Annotated in this window: 17 protein-coding genes; 3 read left to right on the forward strand and 14 right to left on the reverse strand. The window is 33.1% G+C overall.

Annotated features, from left to right (window positions below; genetic code table 11):
* Positions 1-21: 21 nt before the first annotated feature.
* The 4 genes from BXU01_RS06960 to BXU01_RS06975 all read right to left on the reverse strand — a co-directional run bounded on the left by BXU01_RS06960 (position 22) and on the right by BXU01_RS06975 (position 6019).
* Positions 22-2871: a TonB-dependent receptor domain-containing protein gene (locus tag BXU01_RS06960; protein WP_083692509.1), complete on the reverse strand. Its 2850-nt coding sequence runs from the start codon at positions 2869-2871 to the stop codon at positions 22-24.
* Positions 2872-3190: 319 nt separating this feature from the next.
* A complete protein-coding gene (gene pgi / locus BXU01_RS06965; RefSeq protein WP_083692510.1) occupies positions 3191-4834 on the reverse strand; it encodes a glucose-6-phosphate isomerase in 1644 nt (547 codons plus the stop codon).
* 117 nt (positions 4835-4951) lie between these two features.
* Positions 4952-5449 carry a lipocalin-like domain-containing protein gene (locus BXU01_RS06970; protein WP_083692511.1) on the reverse strand — a complete coding sequence of 166 codons (498 nt, stop codon included), beginning with the start codon at positions 5447-5449 and terminating at the stop codon, positions 4952-4954.
* Between the two features lie 9 nt (positions 5450-5458).
* On the reverse strand, positions 5459-6019 hold the full coding sequence (locus BXU01_RS06975; protein WP_083692512.1) for a short chain dehydrogenase: 561 nt from the start codon (positions 6017-6019) through the stop codon (positions 5459-5461).
* A gap of 94 nt (positions 6020-6113) precedes the next feature.
* Between BXU01_RS06975 and BXU01_RS06980 the strand changes: the two genes are divergently transcribed.
* Positions 6114-6959 (forward strand): AraC family transcriptional regulator, encoded by an 846-nt coding sequence (locus BXU01_RS06980; protein ID WP_083692513.1) that lies wholly within the window; start codon positions 6114-6116, stop codon positions 6957-6959.
* 17 nt (positions 6960-6976) lie between these two features.
* Here the strand turns inward: BXU01_RS06980 and BXU01_RS06985 are convergent, their stop codons facing one another.
* The 8 genes from BXU01_RS06985 to uvrC all read right to left on the reverse strand — a co-directional run bounded on the left by BXU01_RS06985 (position 6977) and on the right by uvrC (position 17911).
* On the reverse strand, positions 6977-7597 hold the full coding sequence (locus tag BXU01_RS06985) for a hypothetical protein (protein ID WP_083692514.1): 621 nt from the start codon (positions 7595-7597) through the stop codon (positions 6977-6979).
* A gap of 38 nt (positions 7598-7635) precedes the next feature.
* Positions 7636-8856: a peptidoglycan DD-metalloendopeptidase family protein gene (locus tag BXU01_RS06990; protein ID WP_083692515.1), complete on the reverse strand. Its 1221-nt coding sequence runs from the start codon at positions 8854-8856 to the stop codon at positions 7636-7638.
* A gap of 22 nt (positions 8857-8878) precedes the next feature.
* Positions 8879-9820 carry a tryptophan 2,3-dioxygenase family protein gene (locus tag BXU01_RS06995; RefSeq protein WP_083692516.1) on the reverse strand — a complete coding sequence of 314 codons (942 nt, stop codon included), beginning with the start codon at positions 9818-9820 and terminating at the stop codon, positions 8879-8881.
* Positions 9820-10590, reverse strand: coding sequence for a DUF3108 domain-containing protein (locus tag BXU01_RS07000; RefSeq protein WP_083692712.1), 771 nt, complete (start codon positions 10588-10590; stop codon positions 9820-9822). Before BXU01_RS07000 ends, BXU01_RS06995 begins: the two co-directional genes overlap by 1 nt.
* 299 nt (positions 10591-10889) lie before the next feature.
* A complete protein-coding gene (gene hppD / locus BXU01_RS07005) occupies positions 10890-12050 on the reverse strand; it encodes a 4-hydroxyphenylpyruvate dioxygenase (RefSeq protein ID WP_083692713.1) in 1161 nt (386 codons plus the stop codon).
* A gap of 221 nt (positions 12051-12271) precedes the next feature.
* On the reverse strand, positions 12272-13429 hold the full coding sequence (locus BXU01_RS07010; RefSeq protein ID WP_083692517.1) for a homogentisate 1,2-dioxygenase: 1158 nt from the start codon (positions 13427-13429) through the stop codon (positions 12272-12274).
* Positions 13430-13738: 309 nt separating this feature from the next.
* Positions 13739-16108, reverse strand: coding sequence for a patatin-like phospholipase family protein (locus BXU01_RS07015; protein WP_123773969.1), 2370 nt, complete (start codon positions 16106-16108; stop codon positions 13739-13741).
* A 9-nt stretch (positions 16109-16117) separates the two neighbouring features.
* Positions 16118-17911 carry an excinuclease ABC subunit UvrC gene (gene uvrC / locus BXU01_RS07020; RefSeq protein WP_083692715.1) on the reverse strand — a complete coding sequence of 598 codons (1794 nt, stop codon included), beginning with the start codon at positions 17909-17911 and terminating at the stop codon, positions 16118-16120.
* Positions 17912-18048: 137 nt separating this feature from the next.
* Between uvrC and BXU01_RS07025 the strand changes: the two genes are divergently transcribed.
* Together BXU01_RS07025 and BXU01_RS07030 are read left to right on the forward strand one after the other, a co-directional pair.
* Positions 18049-19029, forward strand: a complete 981-nt coding sequence (locus BXU01_RS07025; RefSeq protein WP_083692518.1) for a succinylglutamate desuccinylase/aspartoacylase family protein — start codon at positions 18049-18051, stop codon at positions 19027-19029.
* A complete protein-coding gene (locus BXU01_RS07030; RefSeq protein WP_083692519.1) occupies positions 19016-19585 on the forward strand; it encodes a 5-formyltetrahydrofolate cyclo-ligase in 570 nt (189 codons plus the stop codon). Before BXU01_RS07025 ends, BXU01_RS07030 begins: the two co-directional genes overlap by 14 nt.
* 440 nt (positions 19586-20025) lie before the next feature.
* Here the strand turns inward: BXU01_RS07030 and BXU01_RS07035 are convergent, their stop codons facing one another.
* Positions 20026-20772 carry a tetratricopeptide repeat protein gene (locus tag BXU01_RS07035; RefSeq protein WP_083692520.1) on the reverse strand — a complete coding sequence of 249 codons (747 nt, stop codon included), beginning with the start codon at positions 20770-20772 and terminating at the stop codon, positions 20026-20028.
* Positions 20773-20839: 67 nt separating this feature from the next.
* Positions 20840-22603: a BatD family protein gene (locus BXU01_RS07040; RefSeq protein WP_083692521.1), complete on the reverse strand. Its 1764-nt coding sequence runs from the start codon at positions 22601-22603 to the stop codon at positions 20840-20842.
* Positions 22604-22677: the final 74 nt, after the last annotated feature.

The raw sequence follows: 22677 nt of genomic DNA on the forward strand, positions 1-22677 counted from the left end.
TATTTATTTAGATTCTAAATATTAGAAATCATAACGTAGTGTAAAGTTCCAAGTTCTTCCAAAACCGAAGAATACCTGGTTTACATTGGCAACTCCATTATAAAGCATTCCATTAGAAGCATAAGTTCCTTTTGAACCAGCTGGTTGACCAGTAGCTACAGGAAGATTATCATCAGCAAAAGTATTAGTTCTAGACTCAGCAATATAAATTTTGTCGAGAACGTTGTTTACGTTTAATCTGAAGTTTACAGATTTGTCTTTGTTTTTACCAGTTAACATTTTGTATGAGAAACCAGCATCCATTAATCCGTAAGAAGGCAATTCTAAAGCTCCTTTATTTGTTGCAGATGTAAAGTTAACAGGGTTTAATCCAGCATATAATTTGTCATTATAGTTGTAATTAGCATCTACAGTTACTCTTGTAACAACTTCGTAAGAAGCTCCCAAAGAAGCTGTCATTTGCGCAGCATCACCTACTTTTACTTTGTCCATGTATACAGTAGCAGCAGTATATCCTGCAACTGGCGTGTTGTCTGACTGGTTGTAAGCATTTACAGTAGCGTTACCTTTGTATTCCCAAATTCCGTAAGAGAACATACCTGTAACTTTTAATCTTTCAGTAATATTTGAACTACCTTCAAATTCAAATCCAGAGTGAACCTCGTTAAGACCTACGAATTCTGTATAAGTTGAGTTTGCAGGAATAGTTGGTGTTGCAGTAAGTGCATTACCTTTTAAGTATCTGTCGTTCCAGGTAGTGTTGTAAAGGTTTACCGTAGCATTAAAGAATCTTGAACGGAATCCGTAACCAGCTTCAAATCCAGTGATTTTCTCGTTAGTAAGGTTAGGGTTTACTGTAGATCTGTTGTTCGGATAAATAGAATTAAAGAACGGTTGTCTTGAATAGTATCCTGCATTAACATAAACATTATTTTTCTCGTTGATGTTATAGTTAGCTCCACCTTTTACGTTTCCACCAGTGATGTTTTTGTAAGGAGTTGAAGATAATGGATCAGTTGTTTTGTATACAAAATTGTCTTCTCTTTTGTAACCTTGTTGTGAAACTGCTCCCTGAACAAAAGCTGTTAAGTTATCTTTAGCATATTCTAATTGAGTAAATACACCATACCATTTTACATTACCAGTACTGTTGAAAGAAATTTTCTCATAGTCTTTCTTTTGGAAAACATTCCATTGAACATCTGTATCGTAAGTTGTAGTTAAATGTCTACCGGCTGGTTTTTGATCAGCGATAAAATTGTCATAATACTCACCTCCACCTAACAAGTTATTTAAAACTGTATAGTGATATCCTTTGTAAGTTCTTCCGTCAAAACCAAAATCTAAAGTTAATGTATTAGATAGTTTTTTGTTTAAGTTGATTACTGCACCAAACCAGTCATGAGAGTTGATAGATGAAGTTTGTGAGATACCAGTAGTATTAGTATTTGTTTGTGGGTTGTAATCAGCTATATTTGAACTTGAATTAAAGTAAGAGCTGTTTTGGTAAACACCACCAATTTTTTGTCTTTGTTGAGGACCTGTTAAACCTGCAATAGTAACTGGCTGACCAGAGTTATAAGCTACGATTTTATCATAATCTACTAAACCATCAGGTCTTCTAAAAGCGATAGCGTCGCTGTATGCTTTTCCTTTAATTCCTCCAGTTGCACTAGCTCCTGCACCACGCCCCATAGAAGCATAAAGAACAGAAGAAAGTTTTGTTGTCTCGTTGATTTTATAATCCCAGTTGAAAGACGCAATAGGTTTATGGTAGTAATTTTTTCTGATGTTATATTCTTGACCATTCAAATATCCTGCATCAGCATTGTATCTAAGATTTGGCTCATTATTATGGCCATATTGTTGGTAAGTAGCAATTGTAGATACTGTAGATCTTTGGTTGTGCCATTGTGGAGCACCTGTTACAGTAAGTTGAAAATCATGTTTCCCACTTTTTGTACCGTATCCTAATGCTACATAATAGTTAGAACCTTCAAATTGAGTTCCGTCAACATAACCATCTCCCATTGTTTGAGATAATAAGATAGAAGCAGAAAGTCCATTGTCTAATTTTCCTGTATTGTATGAACCTTGAATTTTGAAGTTTCTTCCATTTCCAAAACCAGAAGAGAATGATCCACCTTCTTTTTTGTCAGAAGATTTAGTTACAATGTTAATTGTTCCTCCAACTGATGGAGTTGCAAGTTTAGAAGCTCCTAAACCTCTTTGAACCTGCATAGCAGATGTTACATCTGATAAACCTGCCCAGTTACTCCAGTAAACAGAACCATTTTCCATGTCGTTAACTGGCATACCGTTAATCATAACGGCAATGTTATTTTGGTTGAATCCACGAATGTTGATTCTTGAATCTCCAAAACCACCACCTGATTTAGTAACGTATACTGAAGGAGTGTTTCTTAAGATCTCCGGAAATTCCTGAGTTCCTAATTTTTCCTGAATTTCAGCAGCTTTAATTGTAGAAACTGCTACAGGAGTTTTTCTGTCCTTTGCAATATCGACAACTGTACTTTTTACAACAATTTCGCTTAATTCATTTGAATTAGAAGTTAAAACGATTGTTCCTAAATTAGCAGTTGAACCACCAGAAACTGAAAATTTTACAGTTTTGTTTTCGTAACCTAAAAAAGAAATAACGATTTCCCCTGTACTTGTTGTTGCATTCAAAGTAAAGTTACCGTCAAAATCTGTAGAAGTAGCAGTTGTAGATCCTTTGATCACTACATTTGCTCCCGGTAATGAACCAACACCGTCGGTAATCATACCTGTAATTTTTCCTTGAGAAAATGCGGTTGAAACTATCATGAACAATAGTCCAGTGAGTAACCAATTTTTCATTGTCTTCATTTGTTATTAGTTTATTGTTTTTGGCAAAATTATAACAATTAAATCAGATAGTGTTATCAAAATGTTAAGAAAAATAAGTTTTGTTTAATCCATTGCACATTAAAACGATTATTCCTTTTTTTATTAAATAAAATAACATTTTTTTGAATTTTACCTATTGTATTTTGTTAAAATGATAATGATATGCATAGTCTTGTAGTGCTAAACTTGCAATAATGAGTGTTTAAAAGGCGCTTATTGGGTTATTTGTATGAAAAAACGCCTTAATTTGTTTTAAATTAAGGCGTTTCAGTTTGTTGTGAATTTTTTTTATAACAATCTATTTATTTTTCAAAAAGTGATTTAGTAAAAATGAAGTTGAACTATCATGATTTTTCACCTTCTTAGTGTTAATTTCGTCTAAAATGGAGTTGGCTAATTGTTTTCCTAATTCTACTCCCCATTGATCAAAGCTAAAAATGTTCCAGATAATACCCTGAACAAAAATTTTATGTTCATATAATGCAATCAAAGAACCCAAACTTTTTGGAGTCAATTTTTGAATCAAAATTGTATTAGTTGGTTTATTTCCTGTAAAAACTTTAAATGGTAATAAATAAGACGCTTTATCTGCAGGAAGTCCTTGTTTGTCAAATTCTGCCTGAACTTGCTCAGTAGTTTTACCGTTAAGTAAAGCTTCTGTCTGAGCAAAAAAGTTAGACATCAGTTTATCATGATGATCTTCGTTTCCGTATAATGGTTTTACAAATCCAATAAAATCTGTTGGGATTAATTTTGTTCCCTGATGAATCAATTGAAAAAAGGCATGTTGCGAGTTTGTTCCCGGTTCTCCCCAGATAATAGTTCCGGTTTGATAATTTACAGGTTTTCCATCTCGGCCAACACTTTTTCCGTTACTTTCCATAGTTGCCTGCTGTAAGTAAGGAGCCAGTTTTTGTAAATATTGTGTATATGGTATCAATGCTTCGCTCTCTGCACCAAAAAAATTATTATACCAAACACTTAATAAAGCAAGAATTACCGGTATGTTTTCGTCGAATTCTGTTGAATTGAAATGTTCATCCATTTCATGTGCTCCGGATAATAAATCAGTATAATTATCAAAACCAATTGCTAAACTAATGCTTAACCCAACGGCACTCCATAAAGAGAATCTTCCTCCAACCCAATCCCACATCGGGAAAACATTGTCAGGATTAATTCCAAATTCTGTTACTTTTTGAATGTTGGTAGAAACCGCCACAAAATGCTTAGCGATATCTTCCTGAGAAGCAGATTTCAAGAACCATTCTTTAATAGTTTCAGAGTTTGATAAAGTTTCCTGAGTTGTAAAAGTTTTAGAAACAATCAGGAAAAGCGTTGTTTCCGGATCTAATTTTTTGATAATTTCATTAACATGATCACCATCTACATTAGATACAAAATGAAGATTTAAGTGATTTTTGTAAAATTGTAAAGCCTCAACTGCCATAACCGGACCAAGATCAGAACCTCCAATGCCAATATTTACAACATCTGTAAAAGCTTTTCCGGTGTATCCTTTTCTTTCTCCAGAAATTACTTCGTGGCTAAATTTTTTGATTTTATTTTTTACTTCATAAACTTCCGGAATTACATTTTCTCCATCAACTTTGATGACAGCAGATTCAGGAGCACGTAATGCAGTGTGTAAAACAGCTCTGTTTTCTGTCTGATTGATGATTTCTCCATCAAAATATTGAGCAATAGCTTCTTTTAATCCAATTGAATTCGCTAATTCCAATAAAAGAGAAATGGTTTCCTGACTAATATTGTTTTTAGAATAATCAACTAAGAAATCATTCCATTGTAAATTGAATTTTTCAACACGAGTATTATCTTGTTGAAACAATTCTTGTATCGTAGTTTCGTGAATTGCGTTATAGTGGTTTTGCAGATTTTTCCACGCTTCAGTCCCGGTTGGGTTTGTTGTGTTTAAAGCCATTTTTTTTGTTTAATTGAAAATGTGGTTATAAAAAACAAAAATACTGAAATTAGTTTTAATAGAATATCGGTTCACAATTATATAACAAATAGTTACGAAAACGATTTATGAATTTTATTATAATTTTTTCCATACAACCTCAGCAGTAATAGATTTTTCTCCTTGTGTGGTATTCGTTACCACATATTTTAATTCATTATTTACAAAACTGTATGCTCTTTTTTGAATCGTTCCTTCCCAGTTTGGAAAAGATGCTGTTGTTATTTTAAAAATAATAGCATTATTATCTGCATCAACCTCATACTTGCCAAAGTGCGAATTGCTTCCCTGAACAATTGAAGCATTTTCTTCCGGAGTGCATTTGTTTTTGTCGTCAGAAATTATCTTAGCTCTCTCATTTTTGTATATTTCGATTGCATAATTTCCTTTTTCATCAAAGAATAAAATGCCTTTTGGATTTAATCCGTACGGAAGATTTATTTTTCCGTCTGAATTTATGTTTTCAACAGAAACCAAAGTCCATGAACCTAAAATTTCTGTTTGTATTGCTGACTTTTGTGCAATTGCCGAAGTAAAAGTCATAAGTAAAATTAATATAATTGCGGTGTTTCTCATTTTTAAAATTTAATAGTTGACTTTGATAATTTCTCCATTTATTGGTGTTTCAATACTTTTAGAATAAGCATTTATTAAATCTTCAATCGGAATATCTGAAACTTTGCCCGGACTAATCGCATTTATTCTAATTCCTCTTTCTAATTCAAGAGATGTTGCGAGAACAAAACTGTTAATTCCACCATTTACAATTGCTTTGCTAATGTTGTTTTTTACAGGTTTGTCAGCCATTTTGCCAGATGTAAGGGTAAATGATCCGTTATCGTTTAAATATTTTTGTCCAATTAATACTAGATTGACCTGACCTAATAATTTATTTTTAATACCAATGTTTATTTTTTCTTCGTCGAGCGAAAATAAATCTCCCGTATAACAATCACCTGCAACACATATGCAAGCATCTATGTTGTTGATTTTTAAGAACAATTTCTCTATTGAATCTGTATTTGATAAATCGACTCTGTAATCTCCGCTGTTTCTTGCGGCTGAAATAATTTCATGATTTTCCTCCAGAACAGGTTTTATTATTTTGCCAATTGTTCCATTTGCTCCAATTAATAGTATTTTCATTTGATAGTATTTTGTATGTTATTTGAAACAAAATTAAGAGGTTAGCTTTGTCCTAAAATTGTACTTATTGGTACTAAAATTGTATTTTAGCAGTATGACAGATAAAAATTTATATCTTCCTTTTGAAGTAGATTTTAAAGAATTGGAACAGTTTCCAAAATCAAGCTGGAAAAACAATTTCTTTGAATTAATTTATGTTGTCGATGGAAACGGAATTCAGATTATTAATGATAATAAATTTCAATACAAAAAAGGAAATCTCTTTCTGGTAACCCCAAAAGATATTCAGTCGTTTGAAATTCTAACTCCAACGAAATTCTTTTTTCTTCGGTTTAATGAATATTATATCAAAACAAATACTCAAAACGGACAAATGGAAACGGTGTTGCGAATGGAATATATTCTTCAAAATGCCAGTCATCGACCAGGATGTATTCTTAAAAATAATATTGACAAGCCATTAATTGCATCGCTTATAGAAAGTATTATTGCAGAGAAAAGTAATCAGCAAATTTATCATCAAAAGATTATCGAGCAAATTGTAAATACCATAATTACGGTTGTTGCCAGAAATATTGCTTTAAAGCTTCCTAAAAACATTAAGGAAACCACCGGAGAACTCGTTCTTGAAATATTGCACTATATTCAGGAAAATATTTATGATCCACGAAAACTGAAAGCAAATATAATAAGTGAGAGTTTTAATATTTCACCAAATTATCTTGGAAAATATTTTAAGAAACAAACCGGAGAGACATTACAGGAATATATCTCTAATTATAAGTTAAGATTAATTGAAGCGAGGCTTTTGAACAGCGATATGCGAATTAATGAAATTGCAGATGAATTGAGTTTTTCCGATGAAAGTCACCTCAATAAAGTTTTTAGAAAATACAAAGGAATGAATCCAACAGCATTTAGAAAGATGCATTTAAAATAAGAAATAATTAATTTTTATTACCAAATCTTCCACCACGGTTTTTTATTTACCTCAATTGTTTTTCTGGTCATATCGATCTCTATTTTTTTTAATTCTTCTATTTTAATTTTAGAATCATCAAAAAACAGTTTGCCATTTTCATCTATTCCAATAGGGGATTTGGTTCTTTCTTTCCAGTTTTCTGTTTGTAATTCCGGCACTAAAGGCAGATTAATTTTATCATTAAATTTCTTTCTTGCTTTTTCTATAATTTCTTCTTCTAAGTTTGAAGTTGAATTTTTAAGAAGTGTTAATGAATTATCAGGAATGTTTAAAAGGAAAACCTGTGTTTTGTTATCGATTTTCTGAATATCCAACACTTTAAAATAAGCAATTGTGTCTAAAAGAAAGTGACCATTTTTTGCTGAATCAGGATTAAATTTTGATAAATCTTTTGCGTGGGCACTTGCAATTAAATATCTGGTGTTTCCCAAAAGACCTCCGCCCATTGAAGACATATCAGTAAAGCCTTTTTCTTGAATTATTTGTCCAACTTTATAATTTGAAATTATATCTTCAGTAAGATTTGTGTCTCTGTAAAAAAGTTTTAAACCTGAAAAAGTTTCATTATAAATTGCTTTAAGACGAGCATTTTTCATGTTTGACTATTTTTTAAAATTTGAAATTTCAATAAAAGTTATAAATTCCCAATACTATCCAATTCTCTTTTTAAAGGCTCCATTTGTTTCATGAAACGATTTTTATCAGATCCGGTCAAAGATTCTCCGGTTGGTAAGTTAAGTCTCAATGCGTCTACCTGAATTCCGTTTTTCCAGAAACGATAGCAAACATGAGGTCCCGTTGCAAGTCCTGTGCTTCCTACTAATCCTATGGTTTGACCTTGGGTAACACGTTGACCGCGACGAACTAAAATTCTGGACATGTGTAAATATTGAGTAGAGTAGGTGCCGTTATGTTTTACTTTTACAAAGTTTCCGTTTCCTGCTGTATATCCTGTTGCTTCTACAACTCCGGATGCTGTTGTCGAAATTGGTGTTCCGGTTGGAGCAGCATAATCAGTTCCTTTATGTGCTTTCCAGGTATGTTGTACCGGGTGAAATCTGTTTGCAGTAAACCTTGAAGTGATTCGGCTAAATTTGATTGGAGTTTTCAGGAAAAAGTTTTTCAGTGTTTTTCCTTCATCATCATAATATTCTACTTTCCCTGAAATAGTATCTTTTTCAAACGGAAATGCATAAACGATTTTGCCTTTATATTCAAAAAATGCAGCTTCAAGATCTTCAACCCCGTCGTAAGTTTTACCGTTTATAAAGCGTTCTGTGAAAATTAATCCGTAGCGATCTCCTTTTTTAAGTTTAAAAAAGTCAATAGACCAGGAGAATACTTTTGTGATTCTGCTTGCAAGTGCCGTTTCTACGCTTTCGTTTCCTAAAGTTTCAGATAATGAACTTTTTAAAACGCCACCAATAATTTTACGTTTCAGCGTAACAGGTTTTATTTTTTTGTAAGCTTTTGTAATACTATCTCTAAAATCAATTACATAATACGTCAAAGCATCAGGCTGATATATAAAAAGCTGTAGTTTATTTGTTTTGTTTTTAGAACGAAGAAGAGTATAGGGTTTGTTGTATCGAATTGTTCTTACATTAAAAGAGTCTTTTACCTGCTCGACAATATCAAATACTTTTTTGTCACCAATATTTTGTTTTTGAATAATAGAACCAAAAGAGTCTCCTTTTTTTATCGTGTCCTGAAGAACATTAAAATCAGCGTAATTAAAACCGAATTCTACTTTTTTAGTCTTTGGTTTTGTAATTTTATTTTCAACTTTTTCAGCGGTTTTATTACATGAAACAATTGATAATAATAGGATTATAATTACGAATACTTTTTTCAAACTTATTTATTTTTTTTAGAAATTAAACTGCTGTTTCATTTCCCCAATTAGACAATTCTTCTTCGGTCCACAATTTAGGAAAAAAGATGCGTCTTTGGTATTTTGGATGCATATATTTTTGCCAGTCACTTCCTCCTGTCGCTTCGCCATTACCTTTTCCGCTTTCTAAAATATATTTTCTTGCGGTGTTTAAATGCTGCATAACCCAAGTAATATTAACGGTTTCGTCATAGTGACGCATTGCCTGGATTAATTCTTGGTTCTGTTGATCTTCAATTGGAAGTTGTGTAAATTTCTGCCAAATGTTTTTTGTTTTAAACGCAGATATTTGTCTTAGAAACTGATCTTTATATTTATTTTCAAACTCTTTCAGAAGGTATGATTTTTCTCCGGTATGATAATCTTTTCCGGCAGCCTGCCAGTATAAATGTTCAAAACTGGTTTCTAAAGCTGTATTTTCATCAAAATTCGCTTTATATCTTCGATCTGTTAAATTGATCACATCTGTAGAGGCAAATTCTATTAATCTGTATTGTGCGCTCTGGAAACCACTTGCTGGAGTCAATGTATTTCTGAATTTCATGTATTGATCAACCTCCATTCCGTTTTCCATGATGCTGAAAGAATTTGTTAGCATGTCGAAATAACGGGTAATCCTGGATAATCTTTCGCTGAAAAAATCAACCTGAATGTTTTGTGTGTCGGCAATTTGATCAATTTCCCACAAAATCATTTTAAATATCAATTCATTTACCTGATGGTACATAATAAAAACCATTTCATCAGGAAGTGTAGTGCGTTGTATTTGTAAGTTTAAAAGAGCATCAGTCTGAATGTAATCCCAATAAGTGATAGGTTTTGACCAAAGTAAGCCTTCTAGCTGAACATCAGTTTTTTGATTTATAGCCTGAAATTTAAGGTCAATTTCTTTTAGAATTGATTCTGAATGATCTGTGGTATTCATTATTTTTTTACTTTAAATGGATTTTTTAATCCTTTATATTCGTCAAGATCTGCTTTAAGTGATCCAACGGCAAGATCCGCTTTTATTCTAATCGGAACCTTGTTGTCGTCATCTGTTATCCAGAGCGTTACGCTTTCTTTTTCTTTAAAAACACGCCCGGTTTGTACTAATGGTTTAAATACCATCGTAGAAACGGTTCCAAATTTAGTTGTAATATCTTGACGACCTATATATTTTAACTTAAATTTTGTGATTTCTTCGTCAAAAAACATATCGATTGTAATTGCTTCACCAGATTTAAGTTTGTCTATATTAGGATGGTTTCTTAAGTAATAAAAAGACGAGATAATATCCTGAACATTATCTGTAATCACAATTGTTTTTTCGGTTTTACGCTTATAATCTTTTACTAAAATCCTGTTTTCGGTTTGATTAAAAAAACCTTCCTGATTTTTTGTATAACCGCCTTCGTCTATTTTTCGAACATAACGATAGGGGCTTCCGGTTTGTTTGTCGAAATAACTTTCATATAAGTCTTCTACTTTGAAGAAAAATTTAGACATTCCGGTTGTGTAACCTTTACCCACAGCATGATACACTTTTTTGTTGTTTATGGTAGCATCTTTTATTTCAAGTGTGGCATAACCTGCGTTTACAATTCCGTAATGAATTCTGAATTTAAAGTATTCCCCCGTATCGAAAGCGTCTTCTTTTTGAGTGTCGAAAGAAAGTGTCGTGAGAATTAATATAGTGAGGATGAATTTTTTCATAGTACAATTTTTACATTTCATTATAAAGATAAATAAATGCAAATTCTATTCCAAATGTACTGATACAAAAAAACTCAGTCAAGAAATGACTGAGTTTTTATGCTATTAACTAACCAAAAAACTATAAATTATGAAATTTATATCAATTCAGAAGGAAACCACCCCTTCTTGATTTGCGAGTGCAAAGATAGATAGAAAGTTCAAAAAAGAAATAGCAAAAGGCAAGTTTAACATAACATTTGCATAAAAAGCACCCTTTTACAGAGAATTATTCTATTTAATGTAAAAATATTGCGTTTTTACAAAGTTCCTCTTAATTCCTGCTCTCTCTCAATCGACTCAAAAAGGGCTTTAAAGTTTCCTGCACCAAATCCTTTTGCTCCCATTCTTTGAATAATTTCGAAAAAAAGCGTTGGTCTGTCCTGAACTGGCTTCGTAAATATTTGTAATAAATAACCATCTTCGTCGGCATCGACCATAATGGCTAGTTTTTCTATTTCATTAATATCTTCTTTCATCATATCCATATGAACTCCTAATCTCTCCGGAATTGCCTGGTAATAGGTATGAGGAGGAGCAGATAAAAATTCAACTCCACGAGCTTTTAATTGTGATACAGTTTTTATAATATCATCTGTTGCAATGGCAATGTGCTGAATTCCGGGTCCGCCGTAGAAATCTAAATATTCCTCTATTTGTGATTTTTTCTTTCCTTCTGCAGGTTCATTGATTGGAAATTTGATTCTTCCGTTTCCGTTAGACATTACTTTACTCATCAAAGCGGAGTATTCTGTCGTAATTTGTTTGTCATCGAATGATAAGAAATTTACGAATCCCATTACTTCTTCGTAGAATTTTACCCAGGTATTCATTTCGTTCCAACCTACATTTCCAACCATGTGGTCAATGTATTTTAATCCTGTTGGTTCTGGATTATAGTCTGATTTCCATTCTTTATAACCTGGCAGGAAAACACCATTGTAGTTTTTTCTTTCTACAAAAATATGAACAGTTTCTCCGTAAGTATAAATTCCGGAACGAACAACTTCTCCAAATTCATCGCTTTCTACAGTTGGTTCCATAAACGAACGAGCTCCACGTTTCATGGTTTCTTCATAAGCACTTCTGGCGTCTTCAACCCAGAGAGCAGCAACTTTTACACCATCGCCATGTTTTTTAAGATGTTCATGTATTGGTGAATCTTGAGTTAATGGCGTTGTTAAAACAATTCTAATTTTATCTTGTTTCAAAACATACGATGCTCTGTCTCTTACTCCGGTTTCTAATCCTGCATAAGCCAACGACTGATATCCGAAAGCTGTTTTGTAATAATGTGCCGATTGTTTTGCATTTCCTACGTAGAATTCTACATAATCTGTTCCTAATAACGGAAGGAAATCTTGTGCTCCTTCAAAGATTTTTTCTAATCCGTATTCTACTGATTTTACTTCTTTTGACATGATGTTTATTTGTTTAATCGGTGAATCGTTTATTTGATTTGCCGAAATGTTGTGTTTAAGTTTTTTTTTACCGCAAAGAGCGCAAAGTTTTTTTTGAGTTAGATTTTGTAAAATTGCAAAAGAACGCAAAGCTTTGCGAATTTGTTTTGATAAAATTTCGTTAGAAACTTTGTGAACTTTGCGTAAAATCCTTTGCGGACTTTGCGGTTAAATTCGACTAGCTACTCCGTCCAGGATTTGTAATACTGACCATCATCCAATCCCATCGCTTCTTCCGTTACCATTAATGGTCTGAAAGTATCAACCATAACAGCTAATTCCTGAGTTTCTTTGTGGCCAATACTGCGCTCCATCGCGCCTGGCGCGGGACCATGCGGAATTCCTTTTGGATGTAAAGTAATATGACCTTGCTCTATATTATTACGGCTCATAAAATCACCATCAACATAATACAGTACTTCATCAGAATCTATATTGCTGTGATTATATGGCGCCGGAATTGCTTTTGGGTGATAATCGTAAAGTCTTGGGCAGAATGAACAAACGACAAAAGTAGCCGTTTCAAAAGTTTGGTGTACCGGAGGCGGTTGGTGTACACGTCCCGTTATAGGTTCGAAATTGTGAATCGAAAATCCGTATGGGAAATTATATCCATCCCAACCCACAACATCAAAAGGATGTGTAGCATAAACCACTTCGTGAATCATGCCTTCTTTTTTGATTTTAATTAAAAAATCGCCTTTTTCGTCATGTGTTTCCAATTCGTTTGGCAAAATAAAATCGCGCTCGCAAAATGGCGAATGTTCTAAATGCTGACCTGATTGGTTTTTATAACGTTTTGGAGTGTAAAAAGGGGAATAAGATTCTACGTAAAAAAGTCTGTTTTCTGTGGTTTCGAAATCGATTTGGTAAATAATACCTCTTGGAATAATAAGATAATCTCCATATTCAAACGGAATATTCCCAAGCATTGTTCTTAATTTTCCTTTTCCTTTATGGATGAAAAGCATTTCATCAGCATCGGCATTTTTATAGAAATAATTTCGAAGAGATTCTTTAGGAGCTGCTAAACCAATAATACAGTCTTTGTTGACAAGCATTGCTTTTCGGCTATCTAAAAAGTCGTTTTCAGGTTTTAATTCAAAACCTTTAAAAAGCAATGATTTTATGTTTTTTCCAATTGCAATTTTTGGCTCAACAGAGTAGGAGTTTAAAATTTCTTTAACCTGAGTTGGTCTGTGAACATGATAAGATAAGGATGAATGTCCGTGAAAACCTTCGGTACCAAATAATTGTTCGTAGTAGAAACCTCCGTTAGGTTTTTCGAATTGGGTGTGTCTTTTTTGAGGAAAGTTTCCGAGTTTATGATATAATGGCATGGCTTTTCTATTAGATAATTTGTAAATTAGATAATTCGAAAAATTTGAATTGTGTGAACAGATAATCAGCTCAATTTTTATAATCGACCAATCATCTCAATTCGGTGGTTTCATTCAGGATTTCTCTTGATGAGGAATTGAAGATACTCTAATAAACCTGTCCATTTTGTTTTCATTATAACAAATGTCGTAATTTTTATTGATTTAAATTATATATTATATCAATTATTAACGTTAAAAAAATACGAAAGATATTTTTTAGCACAAAAAAATGGATCTTTCCTATGTAATATTTAATGTTTATTTGTCTTAAAACATAAATCCAATACTAAACCACGTATAACTTTTTGACATTTCAGGAGACCATGATTGTTTAACTTCAATTGGTCCAATAATAGTTTCAAGTCCGTAACCAACTGCATAACCGGAATATTTAGGCATTGAAACCCAATCTACAGTAGTAAAAATATCGTCGCCCAAATTGGCAAAATTCGCAGAAAAATTGACGTGGTTCTTTTTAAAAATTTCGTAATCTAAAGTAATATCGGCTTTTATAAAGCTATTTCCGGCGATACTCAAAAAGTCATATCCGTAAAAATAATTAAAGTTATTGATTTTGTTGTAGCCATAACCTCCTAATATAAAATCGAAAAACGGAACGCTGTCGCTGCCAATATTAAATCCGGCATCGGCTCCAATTTTTACTGTAGCTTTTCTAAATAAGGTTCTGGCAAATGCAATTTCGGCCTTTGCAATCGAGAAAGGTTTAAACTGATTGGTGTAATCTGATGACGCTAAATAAGTTTGTAAATCTCCGGAAAAATAAACTCCGGAATGAGGGAAACTTTTATTGTCGAACGAATCGTATTTTAAATATCCAAACACACTATAATAGTTACTCTTTTCTATGATGTTTTCTGTATTAGAAAGCGTTGGTGAATTTATTTTTAAATATTTGTACTCAAATCCTCCGCCCATTAAGAACTTCTGAACAAAGATCGTTTGAAAATAAGCCTGATTTGTAAGATCTAAAAAGTCAACATTAATCAAGTTAACATTTGAATTTTCTGCAAAAATATTACTAATGCTTGTCGTTACATTTCTATTGAACTGATTTAATCTGGAACGAAACCCAAAGCTGATGTTAAAACCATTCTCGACATAATAATTTAAATCGTATCTAAAATTGTCACCAAGAATTATGTCCAGAGATGTTACATCATTTTTCAGGAAAGTTTTTTTATGGGTAAGATTTAATAAAATACCGCTTTTGTATAATCCGTCATAATGCAAACCTAGTTTTAAGTAAGTCTGTGTTGGGTTTTCTTTTAGTACTAAATCAAGGTCATCTTTTGTGCCGTCTGGTTGCAGGCAATAAGAGATTGTACTAAAGTTTTGAGTAGCATTTAAGTTGTTGATTCCTGTTTTAAGATCATCATATGTAATGGTGCTTCCAGGTTTAAAACGAAGTTTTCCGCGTATGTATTCACGCGTATAATTGTCTAATTTATCACTGTTTATTTTGTCTATTTGTATAGTGTCAGTGGCGATTTTTAGTTTTGGTTTTTTATAAAAATTGTCTTCATTTACCAATGTTTTTATTTTTTCATAAACGGCAAAAGCTGCTTCTTCGCCTTTTCTTATGATTTCTTCGCCTTTGTCAAATGAAATAACGCCATAATCCCTAATGTCAGGTTTGATATAAACATCAGTGTCTTTTATTTTGCTTTTCATTTTATCAATAGACTGCAAATTGGTAATCTGAACTAATATGCGGGTTGCATTTTTCAGGTTTTTTCGTTTCATTAAATCATCCTGAACATCCACACCAATAATTATATCAGCACCGAGATTTCGAACTTCCTGAATAGGATAATTATTTACAACACCTCCATCTACCAGTAAATTCCCGTCGATTTCTACAGGAGTAAATAACGAAGGAAATGCTGCACTCGCCATCATAGCCTGAACCAGGTTTCCTTTGTTTAATAAAACTTCTTCACCTGTTTCTATATTGGTACCAATACATAAAAACGGAGTTGGGAGTTTATTAAAGTCTCGAACATGGCGCACATTACGGGTAAGACTGCTTAATAAATTATAATTGTACATTCCTTTTGAAAGTGCCTCCGGAATTCCTACTCTAAATTTGCTAAATGGTAAAACGATGGCGTACAATTCATCATTTTTTTTGCCGTAAAAGTTTTTAGAGGAACGCGGAATGTAATCATTAATCAATTCGTCGAAATTGGTTCTTTTGAAAATGGAGTCAATTTGAGAAGCGTTATAACCGGAAGCATAAAGTCCGCCAATGATAGATCCCATACTGGTTCCACCAATATAATCGATTTTAATTCCTGCTTCTTCCAGAACTTTTAAGACTCCAATATGTGCAAAACCTTTTGCGCCGCCGCCACTTAAAACTAATCCTATTTTGGGTCTTTTGGCTTCGTCTTGTTTTGCTTTTTCGTTATTTTCCTGTGAAAAAGAGTTTTGTGTATTAAAAAATAAAAGTATAAAAAGACCCAACTGTACGCCCCAGATGGAAATGGAAAACTGCGAAAGAAAAAGCGATATTTTTTCCTGTAAAAAAAGAGCGACTTTAGAAGCTCCTTTTTTTGCAGTAGAAAAAAATCGTTTTGACCGAGTATTTGAAATGGACAGCTGGATTGGGCGCATAAAAAATAACTAGTTGGTTTTGTAAAAGTCGACAATTTTTTTGGCTTTTGATACTCCTATGACATCAGATATTTCTTTTTCGGTTGCCAATTTCAATCTTTTAACACTTTTAAAATGTTGTATTAATGTAAGCATGGTTTTTTCTCCAATACCCGGAATACTTTCTACAGACGAATTTAGTGCTGCTTTACTACGTTTGTCACGATGAAATGTGATCCCAAATCTATGCGCTTCGTTTCGTAATTGCTGAATTACTTTTAATGTTTCTGATTTTTTGTCGAGATATAACGGGATCGAATCTCCGGGATAAAATAATTCTTCGAGGCGTTTTGCAATCCCAATAATAGCAATTTTACCTCTTAATTCTAAGGCGTCTATACTTTTTAAGGCTGCAGAAAGCTGTCCTTTTCCACCGTCGATAATAATAAGTTGTGGCAAAGGCTCATTTTCGTCTAATAATCTTTTGTATCGGCGATAGACAATTTCAGTCATCGAAGCAAAATCATCAGGACCTTCGACGGTTTTTACATTAAAATGGCGATAATCTTTTTTGCTTGCTTTTCCGTCCTTAAAAACGACGCAAGCCGCAACAGGATTTGTTCCCTGAATATTCGAGTTATCAAAACATTCTATATGGCGTGGTTCAACAGGCAATCGCAAATCTTTTTGCATTTGTGCCATGATTCGGTTGGTATGTCGATCCGGATCTACAATTTGCAATTGTTTGAGTTGTTCGATTCTATAAAACTTAGCATTTCGAATGGATAAATCCAGAATTTGTTTTTTATCTCCGAGTTGCGGAACAGTTGTTTTGATGTTTTCGCCCAAATTAATTTCGAACGGAACAATGATTTCTTTTGATAATAACTGAAAACGTTCGCGAAGTTCGATAATCGCAAGTTCCAGCAACTCTTCATCGGTTTCATCCAGCTTTTTCTTCATTTCTAAAGTATGTGAACGAATAATAGATCCGTGCGAAATTTGAAGAAAGTTAACATAAGCGGCACTTTCGTCAGAGACAATCGAAAAGACATCGATATTGGTAATCTTGGGGTTTATAATCGTTGATCGGGATTGGTAATTTTCAAGGACTTCTATCTTTTCTTTGATTTTCTGCGCTTCTTCAAAACGTAAATCCTGAGCATATTGGTTCATTAATCGCTTAAAATCTTTCATACTTTCTTTAAAATTCCCTTTCAGGATTTCGCGGATCGCATCAACCTGCCTTTGATATTCTTCGAGAGGTTCCAGACCTTCGCATGGTCCTTTGCAATTGCCAATATGATATTCCAGACAAACTTTGAATTTGCCTGAATCGATATTCGATTTGCTCAAATCATAATTGCAAGTTCTAAGCGGATACAATTCTTTAATTAAATCAAGAATAGTATGCACGGTTTTGAAACTGGTATAGGGTCCAAAATATTCAGAACCATCTTTGACCATTCGTCTGGTCGAAAATATTCTTGAAAAAGGTTCTCTTTTAATACAAATCCAGGGATAACTTTTGTCATCACGAAGCAATACATTATAACGTGGCTGCAAAGTTTTGATTAAATTGTTTTCCAGCAAAAGAGCATCTGTTTCAGTAGGAACAACGATGTGTTTTATGGTTACAATTTTCTTAACCAAGACATTTGTTTTGGCCGTATCATGAATTTTATTGAAATAGGAGGAAACCCTTTTTTTTAAATTTTTGGCTTTCCCAACATATAAGATCTTTCCATCTTTATCATAATATTGATACACGCCGGGATTGTCCGGCAACGTAAGGATTTGAAGATCTAAGGACGGTTTTTGCATTCTGTTTTGTTTCTGAAGATAATCGATAAGCATTTTCAAAAATCATTCTGATTTAAGAAAAAAAGCTTAACACGGATTTAGTTTCAAATTTACGAAATCAAAAGAATAATTTCTATATTTAGATTTTATAATTCTACATGAAAAATAGTAAACCCTTGGTTATTTTTGGCGAATCGATTTTGCCGGGAGAAAACAAAACAATAAATGTTGAAATTGCGAGGCTGCACACCACCACAAAACTAAATATTCCAGTCATTGTGCGTCGATCAAAGATTGAAGGTCCTGTGGTTTTATTCTCAGCCGGGATTCATGGCGACGAAATTAATGGTGTTGAAATCGTGCGTCAGATTATCAGCAAAAAAATAAATCGTCCTGCAAAAGGAACTATTATTTGTATCCCAATTATCAATATGTATGGTTTTGTAAATAAATCCCGTGAGTTTCCTGACGGACGTGATTTAAACCGCGTTTTTCCGGGAAGTAAAAAAGGTTCTCTGGCCAGTCGTTTTGCCTATCATATCGTTGCCGAAGTTTTGCCGATTATTGATTATGCTGTCGATTTTCATGCCGGTGGTGCTAGTAGATTTAATGCGCCGCAAATTAGGGTCACAGAGAATAATCCCGAATTGAAAATTTTAGCCGATGTATTTAATGCGCCGTTTACTTTATATTCTAAAAATATAAATGGCTCTTTTAGAAATACCTGTGAAAAAGCCAATATAAAAATGCTGCTTTTTGAAGGCGGGAAATCATTAGATATAAATAATGTTATTGCAAATGAAGGTGTAATGGGAGTAAAGCGTTTGCTGCATTATCTAGATATGCTTGATCCTAAACAAGTAGTTGAATATGCTAAAGAGCAATCGATTTACATCAAAAATTCGGTTTGGTTGCGCGCTAAATGTTCGGGTTTGCTGCACGATTATAATTTGATTGGAAAATTTGTAACCAAAGGAACAATTTTGGCCATCATTACAGATCCGTTTGGTAAATTTGAACAGAAAGTAAAAGCGCCACATGACGGCTTTGTCATTAACGCAAATCATTCGCCAATTGTTTACGAAGGCGATGCGATTTATCATATGTCTAAAAATAATCCTGAAAATGCCGACGAATAAAAAAGAATTACGATCACACTATAAAAATCTTCGCAAAGAACTTACGCTCGATGATCTTGAAGAAAAGAGTTTGGTTATAGCCAATAATCTAATTCAATTGCCTATTTGGGATAAAATGTATTATCATGTTTTTTTGCCTATCGAAGAACAAAAAGAAGTAAACACTGAATATGTTTTGCATTTGCTTTCCGGAAAAGATAAAGAAATTGTAGTTTCTAAAAGTGATTTTGAAACAAGAGAAATGAAACATTTTTTATTGACAGATAATACCAAAATCAAAAAAAACGAATATAATATTCCGGAACCTGTAAATGGTTTATCAGTTCCGTCAGAAACTATTGACGTAGTTTTTGTGCCGCTTTTGGCATTTGATCTATTAGGAAATCGGGTAGGTTACGGAAAAGGTTTTTACGATAAATTCTTATCTGAATGCAAACCGGAAACCATCAAAATTGGACTCTCGTTCTTTGAAGCCGAAAACGAAATCGAAGATGTTTTCGAATCTGATGTAAAACTGGATTATTGTGTGACGCCTGAGAAAGTTTATAAATTTTAGGTTTAAACCATATAAGTAATATAAGTTCATTTTAGTTCAAGCTAAATTTTTATGACGCCTGAGAAGGTTTACAATTTTCAATATCCCATATTTTTTCACAATCAAAATTGTAGAGACGCACATCAGTGCGTCTAATGTTTCAATAGACTTACTGCCACTGTTAGACCTGACAGGTTTTCAAAACCTGTCAGGTCTCTGTTTACATAAAACGTTAGGGTTATTTAAAATACCAATCTTTGGTAAGACGCACTGCTGTGCGTCTCTACAATATGCTGTGCGTATATTGTGCTATAAATAAAACGTTTGGTTAGTTGCAATCAAACTTAAATTTACTTATATCACTTATACAATTTAAAGGTTCAAATTGATATAAAAAATCCCAAACTCCAATTGTTATCAAGTTGGAATTTGGGATTTTTTTATTAAATTTTAAAAAAACTTTATTTTACTTCTTTAATTGTAGACCCATCAATCCAACCTTCGGTTCCGTCTGTTAATTCGATTTTTTTCCATTGGCCTACAGTTTCAGTAACATAAACTTTTGCTCCTTCGTGCAAAAGAAAAATAGCTGCACCAGCTTTTTGTGGTTCACTACGGACTTCACTTAACTCTGAAAAAACAATAGCCGGACGATCATTGTTAAAATGATCTTTTTCTGTAATTCCTGCAGATACAGTTAATAACAAAGCAACTAAAAGAACAAACATTCCTATAAAATAGATTCTTTTTGTAATTGTAATTTGCGAGAAATAATAGCCAATAAAACTCAATAAAAAAACAAATGCAATTGCAACAGAAATTTTTGCCCAGGTATTATAATCAAAAATTCCTGTAAAGCTTTGAATCAGTTTTGCAAATCCTACTTTAGGAATCTCTTTAATCTCGTCGATAGTTAATTTTTTGGCGAACTTTAAATTGTTTAATGTTTCAGGATCATGAGGTTTTAAAACCAACGCTTTTTCGTAATTGTAAATAGAAGGTGCTACTTTATTTAATTTGTAATACGCATTCCCTAAGTTAAAATACAATTCTGCAGAATGCTGTTTGTCTTCTTTAACAATACTTTCATAAACATCAACAGCTTGTTGGTATTGTCCCTTTTGGTACAAAGCATTTCCTTTTTCAAAGCTGCTTTGAGCAAAGAAAACCTGAGTGATTAATAAAAAAAGATAGACTATATTTTTCATTTTATTTCTTTTAAACCTAACAGTCCCGAAGCTTTGGGATAAAATTCTATTGGTTTTGAATTTAAGTTTATACGATCTGTTTTTCTAATTCTGAAATTATCAGAACAGCTTTATCATAATCCTGCTGAATTGAAGCGCTTGATGCCGGAGCATAACGTGCAAATTCACAGTTTTCTGTCAGGCTGATGAAATTTTGTACTGATTCTGGATTGGCATTTCTGGACACTAATAATTCACGAATATTATCCTTACTCATTTCTGAAGTCTCGATATGCAATTTTGCTTTTAGGAAATTATGCATCGCTTTCTCCAAAGCAATATAAAATGGCTCTTTATTGTTCAGTTGTTTTTTAGCTTCAGATAAATATTTCTTCGCCAGTTTGTTGTTCATTCTAATTCGGTTTCCTGTTACGTCACCGTCAAGAGCTTCTTTTTTCTTCTTAGCCAGAATAATAATTGGCAGAATCACGAAAGGCATGAATAATAAAATATAATACAGATTAGAACCGTAAAAATCATTTTTAGCTATTGCTACTAAAGTTGTTTTTGGTTTTATGTATTTAAATTGTTCTGTTTTCGAAATTATATTTTTAGATGCGCTTGCTGTTGCATTGGCCTCTGCCTGCATTGGTCCGTCTAAAACATCAACCATTATTTCTGATGAAGTAATAGTTTTATAAGAACCGGTACTTAAATCAAAATAAGAAAACTGCATTGGTTTTATTGCATATTTTCCTTTGTATTGAGGTACAATAGAATACTTGTCTGTAATTCTTCCTGACATTCCTGAAAGCGAAGTTGTCACTTGTTCATCATGAACCGGATCGTACATTTCTAATGCATTTGGTACAACAGGTTTTGGCAAAGTAAACAATTTCATGTTTCCGCTTCCTGATGCGCTCACAACTAAATCCAGACTTTCTCCACTTTTAAGCGTCGTTTTAGATGGTGTAACAGTAAAATTAAATTTACCTACAGCACCACCAAATCCTTCTGGTTTAGTTGCTTCCGGAAGTGGTCTTACATTAATAGTTTTAGCGCCGGCTGAAACAATTTTGTTATCATCTGTCAAGATCATCTGGCCATACATGTCACGACGATTTGAAGGCAATTGTACGCTAATATCTAATGAAAGAGGCTCAATAGTTAATCTTCCTGATTTTTGAGGATATAAAATAGTCTTTTTCAGTATAACAAAATAACATCTTTGTCCTTGAAAAGTTCCCTCTTCGATAGAAAGTTGTTTAATATCTATATTCTGATTCCAGAAGTCATTATACTTTGGTTTCGCTAATTCTTTAAAACCGGTAACATTAATGTTGTTAAAGTATAATTTGTAAACTACAGTTATAGGTTCATTTAAGTACGGACTTGTTTTAGAGATTTCGGCTACAAGGTTCAAAGTTTCATTAGGCACACCTTGCTGACCTTGCGGTCTGCTGTTATCATAAGGATCTCTTTCCTGGGCAACTGCATTTGTTACTACAACTTTTATAGGTTGTGTTTTATAAATTTGTCCGTTATATTCAATAGAAGCCTGTTTAATAGAAAACGTTCCTTTTTGATTGGGCTGTAAGATATAAGAATATATTTTTTGAAAAGAGCTTCTTCCGTTTACCCACGACTGGCTTATTTGCTGACTTGGTCCGCCTACAACTCTAAAGCCGTCAAATGAAGGTTGGTCAAAGTTATCCCCATCAACATTCATGATGAAGTCAATACGTAATCTTTCGTTTACTCCAAGGGTATTTTTGCTTACTCTGGCTTCAAATTGAACTTGAGCCATAAGCCCTTGAAAAGTGAATAGTAATAGAATTAAATATCTTTTCATTAATTGTTTATCAGTTTTTGTTTAACTGTTTAATTGTTAACTTGTTTAATCGGTTTTTTTGCAGTTTTATTGTT

Origin of the sequence: [Flexibacter] sp. ATCC 35103 (assembly GCF_001975985.1) — a bacterium.
GTDB lineage: Bacteria > Bacteroidota > Bacteroidia > Flavobacteriales > Flavobacteriaceae > Flavobacterium.